The sequence below is a fragment of the Rhodothermales bacterium genome, assembly GCA_013002345.1.
GTDB lineage: Bacteria > Bacteroidota > Rhodothermia > Rhodothermales > JABDKH01 > JABDKH01.
The window spans coordinates 1-19489 of record JABDKH010000172.1 but is presented as its reverse complement, the minus strand read 5'-3'; the positions used below and the strand labels follow the sequence as shown (position 1 = coordinate 19489).

Annotated in this window: 17 protein-coding genes; 10 read left to right on the top strand and 7 right to left on the bottom strand. The window is 58.2% G+C overall.

Translation table 11 applies throughout. The annotated features are described in order from the left end of the window. On the top strand, nt 1–848 hold an 848-nt coding region (locus tag HKN37_08720; GenBank protein ID NNE46729.1), incomplete at its 5' end, for a S8 family serine peptidase. Between the two features lie 6 nt (nt 849–854). On the opposite strand, the gene HKN37_08715 is transcribed toward HKN37_08720, so the two are convergent. After that, complete coding sequence (locus HKN37_08715) at nt 855–1745, bottom strand: excisionase family DNA-binding protein (protein ID NNE46728.1); 891 nt, start codon at nt 1743–1745, stop codon at nt 855–857. 382 nt (nt 1746–2127) lie between these two features. Between HKN37_08715 and HKN37_08710 the strand changes: the two genes are divergently transcribed. From HKN37_08710 to HKN37_08675, 8 genes are all read left to right on the top strand, one after another. Beyond that, complete coding sequence (locus tag HKN37_08710) at nt 2128–2622, top strand: fasciclin domain-containing protein (GenBank protein ID NNE46727.1); 495 nt, start codon at nt 2128–2130, stop codon at nt 2620–2622. A 70-nt stretch (nt 2623–2692) separates the two neighbouring features. After that, a complete protein-coding gene (locus HKN37_08705) occupies nt 2693–3433 on the top strand; it encodes an SDR family oxidoreductase (protein NNE46726.1) in 741 nt (246 codons plus the stop codon). 96 nt (nt 3434–3529) lie between these two features. Further along, entirely contained in the window at nt 3530–4945 is a 1416-nt protein-coding gene (locus HKN37_08700) for a deoxyribodipyrimidine photo-lyase (protein NNE46725.1), read from the top strand. A gap of 12 nt (nt 4946–4957) precedes the next feature. Then, the gene (locus tag HKN37_08695; protein ID NNE46724.1) at nt 4958–6349 is read left to right on the top strand and encodes a TIGR01777 family protein; all 1392 of its coding nucleotides are present in this window, start codon (nt 4958–4960) and stop codon (nt 6347–6349) included. Nucleotide 6350: 1 nt separating this feature from the next. After that, entirely contained in the window at nt 6351–7625 is a 1275-nt protein-coding gene (locus tag HKN37_08690; GenBank protein NNE46723.1) for an NAD(P)-binding protein, read from the top strand. Further along, nucleotides 7625–8107, top strand: coding sequence for a hypothetical protein (locus tag HKN37_08685; GenBank protein NNE46722.1), 483 nt, complete (start codon nt 7625–7627; stop codon nt 8105–8107). The genes HKN37_08690 and HKN37_08685 overlap by 1 nt, the downstream gene beginning before the upstream one ends. Beyond that, nucleotides 8104–8382, top strand: a complete 279-nt coding sequence (locus HKN37_08680; GenBank protein NNE46721.1) for a DUF427 domain-containing protein — start codon at nt 8104–8106, stop codon at nt 8380–8382. Before HKN37_08685 ends, HKN37_08680 begins: the two co-directional genes overlap by 4 nt. A gap of 15 nt (nt 8383–8397) precedes the next feature. After that, nucleotides 8398–8922 (top strand): GAF domain-containing protein, encoded by a 525-nt coding sequence (locus tag HKN37_08675; GenBank protein ID NNE46720.1) that lies wholly within the window; start codon nt 8398–8400, stop codon nt 8920–8922. Here HKN37_08675 and HKN37_08670 read toward each other — a convergent pair. From HKN37_08670 to secA, 4 genes are all read right to left on the bottom strand, one after another. Then, complete coding sequence (locus tag HKN37_08670; protein NNE46719.1) at nt 8903–9304, bottom strand: hypothetical protein; 402 nt, start codon at nt 9302–9304, stop codon at nt 8903–8905. The two genes, HKN37_08675 and HKN37_08670, sit on opposite strands and share 20 nt — an antisense overlap. 26 nt (nt 9305–9330) lie before the next feature. After that, a complete protein-coding gene (locus HKN37_08665; protein NNE46718.1) occupies nt 9331–10746 on the bottom strand; it encodes a phosphoglucomutase/phosphomannomutase family protein in 1416 nt (471 codons plus the stop codon). A 98-nt stretch (nt 10747–10844) separates the two neighbouring features. Next, complete coding sequence (recN, locus tag HKN37_08660) at nt 10845–12599, bottom strand: DNA repair protein RecN (protein ID NNE46717.1); 1755 nt, start codon at nt 12597–12599, stop codon at nt 10845–10847. A 116-nt stretch (nt 12600–12715) separates the two neighbouring features. Next, nucleotides 12716–16132 carry a preprotein translocase subunit SecA gene (gene secA, locus HKN37_08655; protein NNE46716.1) on the bottom strand — a complete coding sequence of 1139 codons (3417 nt, stop codon included), beginning with the start codon at nt 16130–16132 and terminating at the stop codon, nt 12716–12718. 410 nt (nt 16133–16542) lie between these two features. Here secA and porQ point away from each other — a divergent pair, with 410 nt between their 5' ends. After that, entirely contained in the window at nt 16543–17511 is a 969-nt protein-coding gene (porQ, locus tag HKN37_08650; protein NNE46715.1) for a type IX secretion system protein PorQ, read from the top strand. 12 nt (nt 17512–17523) lie between these two features. On the opposite strand, the gene HKN37_08645 is transcribed toward porQ, so the two are convergent. Both HKN37_08645 and HKN37_08640 read right to left on the bottom strand, forming a co-directional pair. Continuing rightward, a complete protein-coding gene (locus HKN37_08645) occupies nt 17524–18483 on the bottom strand; it encodes a tyrosine-type recombinase/integrase (protein ID NNE46714.1) in 960 nt (319 codons plus the stop codon). 166 nt (nt 18484–18649) lie between these two features. After that, the coding region (locus tag HKN37_08640) for a 2-oxo acid dehydrogenase subunit E2 (GenBank protein NNE46713.1) at nt 18650–19489 on the bottom strand (840 nt) is incomplete at its 5' end.

The window sequence follows — 19489 nt, the reverse complement described above, 5'->3', positions numbered from 1 at the left end:
CGCAGTGGGCATTCGATGCTGCGAACATTGATGGCGCTCACGAAATCCTCTCGCAGACCGAGCCGGTTCGCAAGGCCATCGTGGCAATCCTGGATACGGGCGTGGATGCCCAGCATGAGGACATCCGCAGCACGTTTATCAATAGTCCGGCGGATGACGACGCACATGGACACGGCACGCACTGCGCCGGAATCGCCGGTGCGGCAACAAATAACGGTCTCGGCATGGCGTCTCTGAACTGGGAGGGGAAGTTCGTTGAAGTCGCTTCGTACCGCGCCCTGTCGTCCAGCGGGATGGGCACGGTCGAGTCTATTGCCCAGGCCGTAATTGACGCGACATCGGATGGGGCTGATATCATATCAATGTCCCTTGGAGACTATTCCCCGACGCCTCCGCGGGTCATAAGGGAGGCGATCGATTTCGCCCAGAAACGCGACGTGATCGTTGTTGCCGCGGCCGGCAACTCGAACCAGGATGCGGGCCATCACATGCCGGCCAATATCGACGGCGTCATTGCCGTGTCCGCCATTGACGCGTCGTTGCGAAAGGCGGCGTTCTCGAACACGAACTTCAGTCTCAAACGACCGATCGCCGCGCCAGGCGTTGACATCCTGTCGCTCGTACCGAAAGGCGGCTATGAGACAAAGAGTGGAACGTCGATGGCAACTCCGCTCGTCGCCGGACTTCTGGGGACGATGCGCGCCCTCGATCCTGGACTGACTGCCGAGAGAGCCTACGACATTCTTCAGACGACGGGCCGCGAAGTGGAAGACAGTCGGCAGGTCGGCCGCGTGATTGATGCCGGCGAAGCGATCGAGGCGCTCGTCGGAACCAGCGCCGAATCCTGATCCCGCCTACGGCCCTTTCCGTTCGGCGAGCATACGTCGTGCGGCACTGGCAAGATCGGTCATGGTCGATATCTGCTGCACGCTGTCGGGCCACTGCGCAGCCGTGCGCTCCACTTCCCGCCCACCGGCCACTACCGCAATACCGCTCTCATGCAGAGTAGAGCATGCTTCACGAAGCGCGTCAAGATCTCTGGAGCTGAGCTTTGATTTTACGGCAAGCCACACGAGCTCAGCCTCGTGTGCCTCGCACGCGTCGATGATTGCGTGCGGAGGTGTAGCCGGCCCCATGTTCAGTGTGCGCCAGCCCGCCTCCAACAACACTGTCGACACCATCTGACTGGGTAAGATGTGAGGGTCCTTCAATGGTGCCGCCCCCACCGCCAGCGGCGCATCGTCCGCCGGCGCTCCGACCAGTGCACTGAGTTGGCCGATTACCTCAATGAAAGCAGATGTGGCTCCGTGCTCGATGAAGATTCCTCGCTGATCCGTGTTCCAGATCTCGCCGATTCTCGACAAGGCGTCGGCCACCGGGCCGTCGAATAGCACCGCGGCCTCTGTTCCGGACAAGAAAGCGGCAGTGACGACCCTCCGCAGCTGAACCATATCGCCGGCAACCAGGAGGCTGTGTAAGAATTCGCCGCTCAGGACGCCGGATTCAAGAGGGCGGTCGACGTTGGCGAAATCCGGGATACCGAGGAGATCGGGCCGAACAACCCGCATTCGTTTTGATCGGATGAAGCGCAGAGCAGCGTTCCGGGAAATTCGTCGATGCCCTCCCGCCGTACGCGTAACGGCGATGTGTCCGACATCGACCCAGCGCTTGATCGACGATTGGCTCACGCCCACTACGGCCGCCAGCTCTTTCGGAGAGAGGGTCTGAGAGTCTAAATCGTTCATAACAGTCCTGAAAGCCATCTTTACGGGCGAACAGTAGAATATACCATGCAGGCTATATAAAAGGCAATTTGGTGAGAGTTCAATCCCCTATTTGGAAAACTGTTGACAAAATGTTCGGTGTGATGTAACATTGTGAACGAATTGAACGTTATGATTGATATGAATGATTACACGAACAGTGGATCGCTCGATCCTGACGTTCGTGACCCAACGGGGCGAAGCACCGAGACTGCCAAGACGACCTCTCGAGGCGACCCAGTCTCGGGTCGGACGGGCCTGGAGCACCCGTCCGACCGCTTCACCCCTGACTTTTACTCCAAAACGTACCTACAACAACACTCACCGCAATCACAATAGACCCATGATCAAGCAACTTGAAAGAATGACCGGCACGATAGCCACAATCACGCTCATCCTCTTCGGCTTCACGGCCACCGGCTGTGATTCGGACTCGGCTGACGACTCCGTCGGAACCGTTTATGACGTAGCCCAGGAGAATGGCTTCTCGACTCTCGTAGCAGCCATTGACGCGGCCGGCCTGCGGGGCGCACTCGAAGCAGACGGTCCGTTCACCGTGTTCGCTCCGACCGACGCAGCGTTTGCCGCTCTGCCGGCCGGAACGGTCGAAAGCCTTCTGCTTCCCGAAAACCAGAGCACTCTGTCGGACATCCTGACCTACCACGTCGTGTCGGGACGAGTGACCTCCAGCCAGGTCGTAACTCTGACCTCTGCGACGACCCTCCTCGGTCAGACTGTATCAATCGAGGTCGTCGATGGTTCCGTCTTCATTAATGGTGCCCAGGTGACGACCGTCGACGTACAGGCAGACAATGGCGTGATCCATGTCATCGACGCGGTCCTTCTCCCTGCGAGCTAGGACCCTCAGCTGACGAACAAGGGCGGGGATCTCACGGTCCCCGCTTTTTTTTGACCAATCGTACTGACCAGTGAATAACAGCAGCCCGACCTACATCGTAGTTGGAGCGACCGGAGGAATAGGTAGCGCCGTCAGCCGGCTCCTCTCTGCCAGCGGTTCAAACCTCGTACTCGCGGCCCGCACGGAGCAACCGCTGCAGTCGCTTGCGGCTGATCTCGGGGCCGTCTCTCGAACCGTTGATGCAACAGATTATCCTCAATTGCAGGAAGTAGCGTCGTTCGCGCGGACCGAATTCGGCAAGATCGATGGAATAGTGTGCTGCGTCGGCTCTATCCTGCTCAAGCCCGCGCACCTGACTTCGGACGAAGAGTTTGACGAAACCATAACTGTCAACCTCCGGACCGCGTTCAACACTGTGAAGGCGGGAGTCCGAGGCATGATGAGTACGGGCGGCTCTATAGTCCTATGCAGTTCCGCCGTCGCTCAAACGGGACTCGCGAATCATGAGGCCATAGCGGCCGCGAAAAGTGGTATCATCGGTCTGGCGCGCTCAGCGGCCGCCACATACGCCCCCCGCAACATTCGCGTCAACTGCGTGGCGCCCGGACTGACACAAACACGAATGACGAGCGGCCTGTTCGAAAACGAGGCCTCGTTGGAAGCATCGAAATCGATGCATGCCCTGGGGCGTCTGGGCCAACCGGATGACATCGCATCCGCCATCGTGTGGCTCCTCGACCCGGGAAACAACTGGGTGACCGGACAGGTCATTGGAGTTGACGGTGGGCTGGGACAACTGAGACCTCGGTAAATGAACTACCGGCACACCGAGGAATCTTGACCCTGATCAATTCCGGGGTAGGTCCACTCCAAATCACTGCACCGAACTGATCCCCGACGGCCTCTCATGAGCACGATAGTCTGGTTCGAGAATGACTTGAGACTGGCGGACAATCCGGCGTTGCATCGAGCAGCGGTGGACGGGAACGTCATACCCGTATTCATCTGGGCGCCTGAGGAGCACGGTGCATGGGCTCCCGGAGGCGCGCATCGGTGGTGGCTGCATCATTCGCTCTACTCGCTTGCCGCGGATCTCGAGTCTGCGGGTTCCAGGCTGGTCGTAAGAAAAGGTCCGAGTGAGGACGTCCTGCTGTCCCTCGCCGAAGAAACCGGCGCGAGCTGCGTCGCCTGGAATGACAGGTACGAACCCGCACTCCGTGATCGAGACGCGATCATCGAAAAACGTCTCGCCGCGAAGGGAATAAATACCGTTCGATATCAATCCGTCACACTGCACGATCCCGATCAGGTACGTACCGGCAAGGATGGGCCCTATCGCGTCTTCACTCCGTTCTGGAAGAAATTCCTGTCGGTAGTGGATGTCCCGAGCGGCCTTCCTCGACCGACATTGAGAGAGACGTCTCCCTCGGAGTGGCCCAACAGCGTATCGATCGACGAACTTTCGTTGCTTCCCCGCCCCGACTGGGCGCAAGGGCTCCGCGATACATGGCGACCAGGTGAGACCGGGGCACTCGATGTCCTGCAGTCGTTCGCGGACGAAAGCATAACCGACTACGACCGGCGCAGGAATCTTCCGAGCCACGACGGTACGTCGATGCTGTCACCCCACCTCCGGCATGGTGAGATCAGCCCGCGACAGGTCTGGAATCACATCATGGCGAACGTTCCCGATAGCGACGGGAAAGAATCGTACTTGCGCGAAATCGGGTGGCGCGAGTTCTCGTACCACCTGCTCGATCACTATCCCTCCACTCCGCAGGAGCCTTTGAACGAACGCTTCTCAAACTTCCCATGGATGGATGACGACCGGGTCCTCAAACTCTGGCAACGGGGTTTGACCGGCTATCCGATTGTAGACGCCGGTATGAGGCAATTGTGGCATATCGGTTGGATGCACAATCGGGTGCGAATGGTCGTTGCGTCGTTCCTCACGAAGGATCTGCTTATTCACTGGCAGGAAGGGGCTCGATGGTTCTGGGATACGCTGGTTGACGGAGACCTTGCCAACAACACAATGGGGTGGCAATGGGCGGCCGGATCGGGCGCAGATGCACAGCCCTTCTTCCGGATCTTTAATCCCGTTTCGCAGGGAAAGCGGTTTGATCCAGAAGGAGCGTACGTTCGCAAAAGGAACCCCGAACTCGTCCGACTACCCGACAAGTACAAACATTGCCCAAGGGAGGCTCCGGCCGATGTGCTCACCGACGCCTCCGTCGAGCTTGGTTCAGATTACCCTCTTCCACTCGTGGATCATGCCGAAGCGCGCCGACAAGCGCTCACCGCTTTCGAAACAATCTCCTGACGTCCAACAGTCATGGCGCAGCACTTTTCATACTCGTCCGAACTCGAGCAGCCGCCCGCTGAAGTATTCGCATGGCACGAACGCCCCGGGGCTCTGGCCAGACTCACACCACCGTGGGTACCCATGCGACTGGAGTCGTTTGAAGGAATACGGGACGGTGACAAGGCCCGGATTCGACTTGGTTGGGGGCCACTGTCCGTTCTGTGGGTGGCCGGTCATCGGGACTACACTCCAGGTCAGTCTTTCACGGACGATCAGCTTGACGGACCGTTTGCGTCATGGACTCACACGCACCGGTTCGAGGAGACGGAGCGGGGTGGCTGCAGGCTGACGGACTCCATCGATTTTAAGCTGCCGGCCGGCTCTGTCGGCGCACTCGCCGCAGGACATGTTCGAACCAGCCTTGAGGCCCAGTTCGCCTACCGGCACGCCATTACCAAGAATGACCTGCATCTTCATTCACGATACCGAACGCGTCCTCTCAAGATTGCCGTGACGGGAGCGTCCGGCCTGATTGGTTCCGCGCTTGTCGCGTTTCTCCAGACGGGCGGACACACCGTGCTCCGTCTTGTTCGGAGCCGGCCCGTTAGTGACGACGAAATCTATTGGAACGTACGCGACAACGTCGTCGACGCGCCACGCCTCGAAGGGCTCGACGCCGTAGTCCACCTTGCCGGCGAGAACCTCATGGCGCCGCGCTGGACGGACGCCAAGAAGCAGCGCATCTACGACAGCCGGATCAATGGAACCCGACTCCTGGCCACAACCGTCGCCTCCCTGCAGCGCCCCCCATCCGTCTTTGTATCATCCTCCGCCATAGGCATTTACGGTGACCGCGGCGACGAGACGATTGACGAGACATCTTCCCTCGACCGCCACTCGTACCTGGCAAAAGTGTGTGCAGACTGGGAGTCGGCTTGCGACGCCGCAAGGAGCGCCGGCATCCGTACGGCCAACGTCAGAACCGGCATCGTGGTGTCCGGCGGCGGCGGGGCGCTTGCCCCGATGCTGCCACTGTTCAAACTGGGCCTCGGCGGGCGCTTCGGCGACCCCCGCACGTTTCTCAGCTGGATCGCTCTGGACGATGTGGTCGGCGGGCTATATCATATCATATGTTCAGACAGCGTGAGTGGACCGGTGAATATGACGGGACCCGATCCGTTGAACTGGGACGATTTCGCCACGACGATCGGGAAGGTTGTGAGACGGCCGACGTTTGTAACCGTGCCGACCTGGCTCACAGGCCTAGCAACCGGCGAAATGGGAAAGGACGTGATCCTCTCCGGTGCAAAAGTTCTCCCGCGTGTGCTGAAGCGATCCGGATACGACTTTCTGTATCCGACAGCCGAGTCGGCGCTCAGACATCAACTCGGATATCCATGGTCGGCAAGCAAAGAACGTTGAAATGAGCGCAGATGCCACCGAACTTCCCGTCGTAATCGTAGGCGCCGGTCTCGCCGGAATGCGATGCGCACAGGCGCTTGCCAACACGGGGATTGCGGTCATTCTTATTGAGAAGCAATCGCGCGTCGGAGGCAGAGTTCAGACAGACGAGGTGGACGGGTTCTTTCTGGATCGCGGGTTCCAGGTCCTGCTCACGGGCTATCCCGATGCGCGAGATGCGCTCGACTTCGACGGGCTTGACTTGCAGGATTTTGCCCCTGGCGCAATCGTAAGAATCGGTGGTCGTTTCCACACAATCTCCGATCCCGTACGTGAACCGGCGACGCTACTGAGCACAGTCAAAGCGCCTGTGGGCTCGTTGGCTGACAAGATGAAAATGCTTCCGATGAAATCGAGGTTGTCTCGAATGTCGTTAGCGGAAATCTTTGAAAGAGAAGAGCTGACGACGCTGGAAGCACTCCGCGATCGCTGGCGATTTTCCCCGACCATGATCGAAAGCTTCTTTCGGCCTTTCTTCGGCGGCATCCTTCTGGATCGATCCCTCCAGGGGTCGAGCAGGATGATGGAGTTTGTCTTCAAGATGTTCTCTGTCGGGAGCGCGGCGCTTCCGGCGGAGGGTATGGGGAGGATATCCGACCAGATGGCTTCCCGCCTCACCTCGGTGGACATCCGGCCTGGCACTGGTGTTCGCTCGGTTGGCAGCGACAGCGTTGTTCTCGACGACGGGTCCTCGATTGCTGCGAGGGCTGTCGTAATATCGGTCGAAGGACCCGAGGCCGATCGGCTACTTGGTGAGAACGGCACTCATGTTTACGTAGGAACCCACTGTCACTATTTCGCCACCGAACACGCACCCGTGAGCGAAAAGCTTCTCGTACTCAACGGTGAAGGAGCGGGCCCGATCAATAATCTCGTTGTTATCACGAATGTCGCGCCGGCATATTCCGCCACGCAGGAAGCGTTGATTTCCGTGACTGTCCTCGACGATCCGACCAGCGTCTCATCCGTTGAGCTCGAGACAGACGTCCGGTCCCAGCTCACCGATTGGTTCGGACCCGTAGTCCAGCACTGGCGCCACATACGATCCTATCACATCCCGGTAGCACTTCCAGATCAGCGGCCTCCTTTTCTTTCGCCACCGGAAAAGCCTGTCCGCGTACGCCCATCCGTGTATCGCTGCGGCGACTACGTCGACACGGCGTCCATCAACGGCGCGCTTCGCTCCGGCCGACGGGCGGCCGACGCGGTGATCAAGGATCTGTCGGGGGCCTCATGATGAGCGAGTCGGTAGCTCTAGAACAGCTCGTGCGGCTCGTACTGACTGCCCATGTTGCCACCACATGGGCCATGGTCGGTGTAATTCTTATGGTTCAGGTGGTACACTATCCGCTCTTTTCCTCGGTGGGCGCCTCCTCATTTACGGCGTACGAAGTGTTGCACACACAGCGCATCACCTGGATTGTCGCCCCGTTGATGGTGACCGAGTTCCTGACCGCCATCGTGCTGGTGTACGTGAGCCCTGCATCGGTGTCAACATCGTTGCCCTGGATCGGGCTGTTTCTGTTGGCGGTCATCTGGATCTCTACAGCATTCGTCCAGGTGCCTCTTCATCGCGAGCTTGGTAGCGGTTTTGATTCACTTGTACACCGAAAACTTTTGACGACAAACTGGGTTCGCACGATAGCCTGGGTCGCCCGCGGGCTCGTTGTGGCTGTTGTCGCCTATCAGTATCTCAATCCGTCCGAACGAACATTATGAAAGCGATCTGGAACGACGTCATCATTGCCGAGAGCAACGACACGGTAGTCGTTGAGGGAAATCACTACTTCCCTCCCGAGTCACTCGACCCCAGGTACCTTCTAAAGAGCGAGACCACGTCGACGTGCCCGTGGAAGGGCCTGGCGAATTACTATTCGTTGGATGTGAACGGAGAAGTGAATAGAGATGCGGCGTGGTACTATCCGAATCCCAAGGCCGCGGCCTCCCAGATAAAGGACCACGTAGCATTCTGGAAAGGAGTGAAGTTTGAATAGTTAGTCGCCAGCAAGATGTTGTCAGAACGTCAGAGATTGCAGAGCTCGACTGAGAATCGAGACGACAGATACGTTCGTGTCCTTGCGGCGATTCAGGCGTTGCTGGATGGTGAGACGGACTGGATTGCTGCGATGGCGACGACCGCCTGTGAGCTGCACAATTCGTTTGATCATTTCAACTGGACGGGCTTCTACCGCGCCGTCTCGTCTGACACACTGGTGATCGGTCCCTATCAGGGTGGGCACGGTTGTCTGAGAATCTCATTCGGCCAGGGTGTCTGCGGAGCGGCAGCGCGCGAGAGGGTGACACAGTTGGTCCCCGATGTAGACGCGTTCCCCGGTCACATAGCCTGTTCATCGACCACGCGCTCTGAGATTGTGGTGCCCATCCTGACGCCCGACGGCCAACTTCTGGGCGTGCTGGACGTGGACTCTGACTCCCCCGACGCGTTCAACGAAATCGATCGACGTCACCTGGAGACGTTATGCGCCGATCTGGGGGCGCGTTATTCCGACCAGGCTATTGCGGTCCGAGCCTGACATCTCCCGGCCAGGTGCAGTCGTCGCCCTTGACTTCCCGCATCTCCACGATTGCCGTCACAGAGAACTCCCGGTCGTACGCACCGAGGTGTCCATATTGTCCCAGGCTTGACCGGGAGCCGACCAGTCGGGCATACACCCGGATGTATCCAAGAGGATCGCCGGCAACGGCTGCATACGTATCCCACAACTCGACCTCGGGATCCGCTGCAACCCACCACGACTCATCGACGCCGCACGGCCTGAATGCCGCTTCTTCGAAACCAAAGCTGAGGTAGCCTGCCGTGCCGTCCTCACTTACGTTGTCGACGATGGCGCATCCGCACAAGAACACCAGCATCGCTCCAGGCAGCAAGGTGCGAACGGACGTATACATCTTCATGTCTGTAACGGCAGGATCTCCGCCCCTTATACACCCAGCTGTTTCAGCGCGTCGTCAACAATCTCCGTAGCATGCTCGGGCGTGTCGGATTCAGAATAGACACGAAGCACCGGCTCGGTACCGGACGGCCGGATAAGCAGCCAGCCACCATCCGACGTGTGCTTGTAGCCGTCCATCGTTTGCAGCTCGGAGACGCGATGGCCGGCGATCGTTTGAAGACCTCCTTCGCTCTCAAGTCGTTCGAGTACGGCCTTCTTCTTCTCCTCGGTAGTGTGCACGTCCACGCGATACGTATAGTGACCACCAAACTCGTCGTATAGCTCGTCTACGAGTTCCGACAGGGGCTTGCCCCTCTTGACGACCATCTCCGTAATCAACAAACCAATGTAGATCCCGTCCCGCTCAGGGATATGTCCTTTGACTGCCATACCCCCTGACTCCTCGCCGCCGACGAGTACGTCTCCTTCGACGATTTTCGACGCGATGTATTTGAAGCCGATAGGCGTTGTCTGCACCGGAAGACCGTACGCTTCGCCGATCCGATCCAACATATGAGTAGTCGAGAAGGTCTTGACGATATCACCCGACAGGCCCTGTTCCCTGTGGAGATACTTGACGAGCAATGCGAGCATCAAATGAGAGCTGACGAATTCGCCTTTTTCGTCATACATACCAACTCTGTCCGCATCGCCATCGTTCGCGATTCCGACCGCACACTTCTGCGCCACGACGGTCTTTGACAGATCCTCGAGATTGCGTTCGATCGGCTCCGGGGCCTGCCCACCGAAGCCGGGATTGTATTCCGATCGAAGCTCCGCCACGTTCTTCGAACCAAGCAGCGTCGAAATTACCCCTCGGCCGGCACCAAACATGGCGTCGTGGGCGACTCGGATACCCGACTTACGGATGGCCGCGATATCCAGTCTGTTCCTGAGAACCGCTACGTACGCGCCGGCAATGTCCTTGAGTTCGACGTCACCCGACTCAACCAGCTTATCGAAGGGCACGAGCGTCCCGATCTCATCCAGCCGATCCAGTTCAGCCTCGACGGCGTCGATCATGTCGGGTGTCGCCGGTCCACCAAAATGGGCTTTGATTTTGTAGCCGCTGTAGGCGGGAGGATTGTGGCTCGCCGTAATGACGATCCCCGCACTGCAGCCATATTCCTTTGCAGCCCAGCTAATGGCGGGCGTTGTCGCAACAGCATCCGCGAGAATAACGCGCACTCCAGCCGCCGCAAATACCCGTGCGCAGTGCTCTGAAAACTCTCTGCCCAGGAATCGCGTGTCGTGACCAATCACCACGGCAGGATCTTTCCCATATTCGCGATGCAGCCACTGAGACGTTGCCTGCGCTACCTTCGCCACATTATCGAATGTGTACGTATCTGCAATGATCGCACGCCACCCGTCGGTGCCGAATTTGATCGCGTCGCCAGCCATGGAGCCACCCCGGTTGTGTCAGAGAAAATCGAGAGGCACCAATATTGGCAGACGGTCAGATGGGATCAACAGGCGGCAACCAATCCGAGCCGGATTTCTTACGAATTCGAGACTTGCTTGACGGGCTCCTTTACGTCCGCGCGACTGGCGATTTCCATCAGCTCTCTTGCGCTCTGGAGGCTCGCTTCTGTGATCTCGGCGCCGCTCATGAGAGATGCGACTTCTTCTGTTCGCTCCTTGTCTCCCAGCCGTCGTATGGATGTGCGCGTCCGTTGGCCGGCTACCGTCTTCTCCACCACGAAGTGCAGGTCCGCCATCGCGGCAACCTGGGGTAGATGCGTGATGCATAATATCTGATGGCCCACTGCCAGGTCCCGAAGGCTCTCGCCCACCTTCTGAGAGATCGCACCGGAAATGCCCGCGTCTATCTCGTCAAAGACAAGTATCGGAAATGCGTCGCTCTTCGCGAGGATCGTCTTCAGCGCGAGCATGATACGACTTACCTCTCCTCCGGACGCAACCTTCGCCAGCGGCTTTACGGACTCACCGACGTTCGTGCTGATCAGAAATTCCACGCGGTCGATGCCGCGGGCTGACGCCCGGTACTTCACGGGCGCAGAGCTTTCCCATCTGGACCATACCCAGCCGTCCTTGTCCTCAACACGCTCGACCTGGACCTCAAACTCGGGTTTCCGAATTCCCAGACTCGACAGTTCGCTCACCACTGCATTCTGGACCTTCGTCGCGTTCGCGACCCTCTCATCGGAGAGTCGGAACGCAAGCTCCGTCAGGGACGCGCACGACTCCTCCATAGCTTTCTCAAGCCGCTCGATTGCCGCGTCGAAATTCGTAGCTGTTTCGTGCTCGCGACCAATGCGCGTGCGATGCTCGATTACAGCCTCGACGGAACCGCCGTACTTCTTCGCAAGGCCCTGGTACTCCGAGAGGCGCTCCCGAACAACTTCCAGACGTTCGGCATCGAACTCCAGAGAGGAAGCGTAATTGGACAGCGTTCGCGAGACTTCATCAACAACAACCTTTGCCGACTCGATCTCGGAAAACGTCGTCTCCAACTCCCGGTCAATACGGATTAGATCGGCAAAATCGCGCATCGCCTCGCCGAGCCGCTCGTAGACCGAGCCATCAGAATCATAGAGCGTTTCGTGCAGGCGAGCCGCAAGTTCGCTGAGTCGCTCAGTATTCTCCAGTACTTCCTGCTCGCGCTGCAGTTTGGCTTCCTCATCCGCGACTGGTCCGACACGGTCGATTTCAGCAATCTGATATTCGAATAACTCGCGGCGCTCGGCCAGCACACCCTTGCGACGCGACATACGCTCCAGTTCGTTCGACACATTCTGTGCCTTCTTGAAAGCGCGGCTGTACTCATCAAGGGTGTCGGACAGATTCCCGAAGTTGTCGAGTAGATCTACGTGCGTTTCTGTACGCAGCAGCGATTGATGCTCATGCTGTCCGTGAAGATCAATGAGATGATCTGCTACATCTCTGAGTGCCGTTGCGGTGGTCGGCGTGTCGTTGATAAACGCCCGACTTTGCGAGGCGGATATTTCACGGCGAACAACGAGCAGGGGTTGCCATTCGACTTCCGCAGCACTCAGCAAAGCCCGGATGTCTTCGCTGTCCACATGGTCGAACACTCCCTCGATTACAGATTTCTCGGCTCCAACACGTATGACGTCTTTGAGAGCCCGCTCACCGAGGATCATCTTCAGCGCGCCGATTAGAATCGACTTGCCGGCACCGGTCTCTCCGGTGATAATGTTGAGTCCGGGTCCGAAACTGACCTTCAGATCCTCGATCAACGCGAAGTCGCGAATATGAAGTGATCTTAGCACAAAATGGACGGAAAAGGGTCGATCACGAGTGGCCGACGCATAACGTCAGCCGGTGGATTCTGTGATCGCAAAAAAGATACTCCACAAGGATGCCTATCGTCCGAAATCGGCGCTATTTAAGCGCCATGGCAATGCTTGTACTTCTTTCCACTGCCGCATGGACACGGATCGTTCCGTCCCACGCGGTCGGTGGCTTTCGCCGGCTGCTGCTTTGCCGTCGGGTCGCGCTTGCTTGCATCGCTGGATGCTCCGGCTGCGTCGACACCATAGCCGGCTGATGCGGCCGCATGGCTGGCTCTCGCACGCGATGGATCCAGGCGGCGCTTTCGCGGTGCCGCAGGGCGACTGGGCGCCTTCTTCCCGTCGACCAGTGGACCCGCACGAAATACGAAGCTGACAAAGTCGCTGCTCACGGCATCCATCAGCTCCTTGAAGAGCTTGAACGCCTCCATCTTGTACTCAATCAGCGGGTCCCGTTGTCCGTACGCCCTCAGACCAACCGCCTCCTTCAGCTCGTCGAGATTCCTCAGGTGCTCGGTCCAGTGCGCATCAATGAAGGACAGTAAGGCCGCACGCTCGAGCGCATCGTTGATCTCGTGGCCCTGCGTCTCAATCGTATCAGCTACGCGCGCCACGGAACGCATAATCTTCCGGCCATCCGTGAAATCGACGTACACACGCTCGGGCTTGTTTTCCTGATCGCTCTCCATGACCTGGCGGATGCTCTCGTAGAACGGAGCCGCGAGCATGTCGCGCTTCCCATCATAGAACTCAACCGCTGCGTCGATAACACGATCGACGACGCCTTCCTGTCCCAGGTTGATGAATTCCTGTCGATCGATTTCAAAGCCGAGGGCCAGGGTGCGAAGTAACTCCTCGCGCATTTCGTCGACGGTTCCCGGGCCATAATGCACCTCAACGATCCCTTCCACCACCTGGCCCAACATCTCCAGCAAGTCGCCGCGCAGGCGCTCACCCTTCAGTGCATGCAGGCGTCGGTCGTATATGACGGCGCGCTGGGAATTCAGCACGTCATCGTACTCCAACTGACGCTTCCGAATCGCAAAGTTGTTCTGCTCGACCTTCTTCTGAGCGCGCTCAATACTCTTGTTCACCCACGGATGCGTGATCACCTCGCCGTCTTCGACTCCCAGACGATCCATGACTTTCGCCACACGATCGGAGCCAAAAAGTCGCATGAGGTTGTCATCGAGTGAAACGTAAAACTGACTTTCGCCGGGATCGCCCTGTCGGCCGGCCCGACCGCGCAACTGCAGGTCAATACGCCGGCTCTCATGCCGTTCCGTCCCGAGGATCGCTAGCCCTCCAAGCTCAACCACACCCGGACTCAACTTGATGTCGGTACCACGACCAGCCATGTTCGTCGCAATCGTTACGGCCGCGCGATGGCCGGCCTCGGCGACAATCAGCGCCTCCGTCTTTGCCCGGTCCTGCTTCGCGTTCAGAACATTGTGCTTAATTCCCTGACGCTGCAACATGCGACTCAAGGTCTCGGAAACCTCGACCGACGTCGTACCGACAAGCACCGGCTGACCCTTTTCGTGGTACTCTCTGATCTTGTCGATAACAGCCGTGTACTTCTCACGCGTGGTCTTGAACACGAGGTCGTCAAGATCCGCTCGCTGAATGGGTTCGTTCGTCGGAATGACGATGACGTCCATCTTGTAGATCTTGTGGAATTCCTCCGCCTCGGTTTCTGCCGTTCCCGTCATGCCTGACAGCTTGTGGTACATGCGGAAATAGTTCTGCAGCGTGATGGTCGCATATGTCTGAGTCGCCGCCTGCACTTTGACGTTTTCCTTGGCTTCGATCGCCTGGTGAAGCCCGTCCGAGTAACGACGGCCGGCGAGTACGCGGCCGGTGTGCTGGTCCACAATCATCACCCGGCCTTCCTGAACGATGTACTCGACATCTTTCTCGTACAGGGTGTACGCTTTCAGAAGCTGCTCGATAGCATGTAGCCGCTCGGCCCTGTCCGAATACGTGTTGTACAGATCCCTTCTGGCTTCTTCAAAATCCTTGCGAGCAATCCGTCGGTCATTCTCGAGCTTGTTCTGGGCCTTCTCCTCTGTGAGGTCTTCTGCATCGGCATACTGGTCATCGAGCGCCTCGAGCCGCTCTTTGAGCTCGCGCTCCATCCGCGCAATCTCCTCACCCAGGTCCGGCAGAACGAACAGATCCTTATCCTCGCCCGCTGTTCTCGAGATATATTCCCGACCCTTCTCGCTCATCTCCAGTGAGTGCTGCTTCTCATCAAGCGCGAAGTACAGCTCGTCGTCTACGAAAGGCATGTTCTTCGCATTGTCCTGCAGGTAGAGAAACTCTGTCCGCTGGAGTAGCTGTGCCACGCCGGGTTCTCCCAGCAGCTTTCGCAATTTCTTGTTCTTCTGGAATCCCCGGTGCGCCCTGAGCAACGCCAGGCCGGCGTCCGTTTCATGTTCGGCGGCTTTCTTTCGGTCGCCCGCGGCTTCGGCGGCCTCCATTCCCTTCAGCCCCTGCTCGGCCTCCGACACAAGCTGAGCAACCAGCTTCTTCTGCGCGAAGACAAGCTTCTCGAGTGGCTGGCGAAGTTCCATGAAGCTGTTCTCTTCAGCCTGCGGAACGGGGCCCGAGATGATGAGGGGCGTCCTCGCTTCGTCCACCAGCACGGAGTCGACTTCGTCAACAATCGCAAAATGATGACCGCGCTGAACCAGCTGTTCCGGGTCGATAACAAATGAGTTATCCCTGAGATAGTCGAAGCCGAATTCGTTGTTCGTACCGTACGTGACATCGGCCGCGTACGCCGCACGTCTCGCAGGCGAGTGGGGCTCGTGCTTGTCAATGACAGCCACTGTAAGACCCAGATACTCCAGTACCGGACCCATCCACTGCGAATCGCGCTCCGCCAGATACGGGTTCACCGTTACGAGGTGCACACCCTTACCGACCAGTGCGTTGAGATAGACAGGAGCGACAGCGACAAGGGTCTTGCCCTCACCGGTTTTCATCTCGGCAATCTGGCCCTGGTGCAGCACGACCCCGCCAAGCAGCTGCACGTCGTACGGCACCATGTCCCATGTGATAGTCTGGCCACCCGCGTCCCACGTCGTTCCCAGCATCCGCCGACACGCGTCCTTGACAACGGCAAATGCCTCCGGGAGGATCTCGTCGAGCGTGTCCTCCACCGCTTCAAGCCAGTCAGCTTCCAGCTGATCGAGGCGGTCGTACAAGTCCAGACGGTCTTCGAGATCAAGTCGCTCGTCGTCACCTGCGCTCTGCCCGTTCCCCTCAACCATCACCTTTGATGGAACGCGTCGCAGTTCTTTCTTGATCTTGTCGCGCTCTTCCTCAATCGCGGCTACCGCCTCGCGAATCTTGGCCTTGAACTCGCCCGTCTTGGCCTTCAACTGTTCGTCCGAAAGCGCCTGGACCTGTGGCTCGAAAGACTTGATCTCTTCTACGACAGGCCACAGCTTCTTGAGCTCGCGCTCGTTGCTATCGCCCATCACCATCTTCAGCAGATTCAACATAGCTATCATTCAGGCCGGCGTACTCAACGTGACATAACGACCGGATCATTCGAAAGACTGACCGCCGCGGACTGGGGATTGTGTCCTGGAAGGCCAAAAAAAGCGTTTTCCCCGGGGGAAACTACGAATAACAAAAAGCGGTCCAACAGTCGATAAGGCCGCGTTCTGTCACGCTGCCGACCCGATATCCGTTCCCCCGCATTGCCGAATTTTTCGCCCGGCACTCGCACGGAGACGGGCCCGGTCGAATCGTGGATCGTGCCGGCCGAACCCCATACGTGCATGGGGGTATATCTACCGCTACTGATGTGAAGGCAAACCTATGTGACTTTCCCTTTCGCGTTACGTTGCCGATACTCGAAGCCGATTAGACCTGCAATAACAAGCAACCAATTAGCGGTCCGATATTGATGAGATTGACGACGGCCGTACTGGCAATCCTGACCTTCGCAATGTCGTCCGTCGCTCTCGGGCAGGCTGATCGCGTCACCGGATTCTCGTTCCTTCGAATGGATCCCTCCGCACGGTCTGCCGCGTTGGCAGGATCTTTCATGGCGATCTTTGACGGCGACGTGAACGCCCTGTACTACAATCCGGCACTGCTGAGTGAAGAGACGTCGGGGTCGATTTCATTTTCTTACCTGAATCATCTCTCCGACATCAACGCCGCCTTTCTCACCTACTCCAGGCACGTTGATGGCGTGGCTTCGTTCGGAGCGGGACTGCGATTCCTGAGCTGGGGGTCCTTCGACCGCGCAAATGAATTCGGAGAAAGAGACGGCACGTTTTCTGCCGGCGATATCGCACTGACCGTTGGCGCTGCCCGAGAATACAACAGTCGAATACGATACGGTGCCAATCTGCATGTTGTCTACTCGTCGATCGATACGTATCACGCCTCCGCTTTGGCTGCCGACTTCGGCGCCACGTATGTCCTCGCCGAATCGAATTTTGCCGCGAGCGTTTCACTGAACAACGTCGGTGTGACAGTAAGTTCATTCGGCGAAACCCGCGACGAGCTGCCGTTCGACCTGCGAATCGGTATAGCCAAGAAGCTCGAGCATCTGCCGATCCTGTTGACGGCGACGGCCTTCGATCTCCACAACATCGGAAACGCCCCGGAAGGCGCGTCGGGTATCGGTTCGGTCTTCCAGTACCTCGCGTTCGGTGGAGAGGTCCGGTTCTCTCCCGCATTCCACGTGCGACTGGGATACAATCATCGGAAGCACGAGTCGCTGAAGCAGAAGAGCCGCCTGGACTTTGCAGGAGTGGGTATCGGGGCCGGGATCGTGGTCCGTCGGATCAAGTTCGACTACGCATACAGTTCATGGTCGTCGCTAGGTGGCCTGAACCAGCTCACGATCGGCACGACGCTGTAAAGAATCAGGGGGCTAGCCGGGTGATCGCTTTCCCTTTAGAAGCCCCTGCTGCTTGAAGTAGATCATCGTCGTCTCAAGCGTGCCGTGGCGCATGCGCCGCTTCACCTCCTCAACGTCCACCCCTTCATTGAGCCAGATCAATGCGGCAGTGTGAGTCAGGCTATGGGGTGTGATGCCGGGCCGTTTGAGGCCGGCCGATTTCAGATATCCGTTGATACGGCTTCGTACCGACCGTGTATTGAGTCTTTCACCCTCGGAGCGGTGCCCATGCGAAGCAAACAGTGCGTCTTCCGGCCGGACACGTCCGCGACGCTCCAGGTACTCCTGTAAATCGCTGAGTACCCGGCCGTCCAGCGGGATCGATTGGTCCTTCACGGTTCTGCCCTTGCCCTGCACCCGGAGGTACCATCCCATGAGCGTCTGCTCGATATCACGCACGTCCGCACGCACGATCTCGATCTCGCTCATCCCGCCATACAGCATCAGAGAGACGATGGCCCTGTCACGAACGCCGATCATCGAGTTCACCGTCAGTTCCTTCTGAAGTGACTTGATCTCGGATAGCGTAAGGACTTCTCTGGAGTGACTTGTGGGTCGCCGGTTCCCCTTGACCTGCCGGGCCGGATTCTCTTCCAGCAGTCCGATATCTACCAGATACTGACAGAACCGCCTTAGGGCCGTCAGGTAGGTCGAAACCGAAACCTGATGCAATTCGCGATCCTCCATCAGGTACGTCTTGTAGTCGGTCACGTCCTCGACGCTGAACCCGAACTTGCCCTTGATCCGGACAAACCAGCGTTCAAACTCGTTCAGCGCACGCCGATAGGTGCCCACCGTGGCCGGGCTCTTCTCCGTCAGATACTCACGGAGAAAATCGTCGATGCGCCGACGAAGTTCGCCGGACGAGAGGCTTAGCGACTTTCGGCGTCGCGTAGTCGACCCGGAGCCGACTTTGGTAGACTTGCTGCCCATGTGCTGGAGTTCTTCCTTCGACGGGAGCGCCAGTGCTCGCTCTCCTGCCCGATGTGCGGGTCAGGATCCGTCGACCTGAGTACCCCAAGTTACAATAACGGTCATCAGAGATGCAATAACGGACATAATTCCTTGCAGGAAGTGCCCGAAAAGGACCGTCTTCAGACTAGATCGCCGATTCGGCTGAGTACGATTCCAGTTCCACAATCAGGCGCTGCAGGTACGAAGAGGCCATCGCGCCGTCGATGATGCGATGATCGTAGCTCAACGAGACGTACATCATGTGCCGAATCGCGATCACATCACCCAGATCATTGTCTTCGATCACGACCGGTCTCTTCTTGATGGCGCCTGTCGCCAGAATAGCCACCTGTGGCTGCGCGATGATGGGCGTTCCCATGAGTGAGCCCAGAGAGCCGACATTTGTCACCGTGAAGGTACCTCCCTGCAGGTCATCAGGCTGAAGCTGCTTGCTCCGCGCCCGCTCCGCAAGCATCGCGGCCGAACGAGCCAGACCCGCGACATTCTTGTCACCAGCGTCACGAATCACCGGCACTACCAGGCCGCTCTTGCCGAGCGCCACCGCGATTCCAACGTGAATGTCCTTCTTGACGATGATCCGCGTGCCTTCGACTGAAGAATTCATCAGCGGATGATCACGAAGCGCATCGACAGCCGCCTTGACGAAAAACGGCGTGTACGTGAGCTTGACTCCCTCGCTGGCGAGAAATGCGGCCTTTCGCGTCTCACGCAATTGCACGAGTCCTGTCACATCGACCTCGGCAAAACTCGTCACGTGAGCGGAGGTGCGCTTGGATGAGATCATATGCTCCGATATGATCTGGCGCATTCGATCCATCTCTATGATCTCCGTTCGCGCGGCGCCACCGGCAACACTCGACGCTGCCACTGCTACGGGCTGCACCGCTGTCGGGGTTGATGGAGTCGGCATCCGTCGGCTTTCAAGATATCCGACGAGATCCATCTTCGTCAGACGACCCCCGTG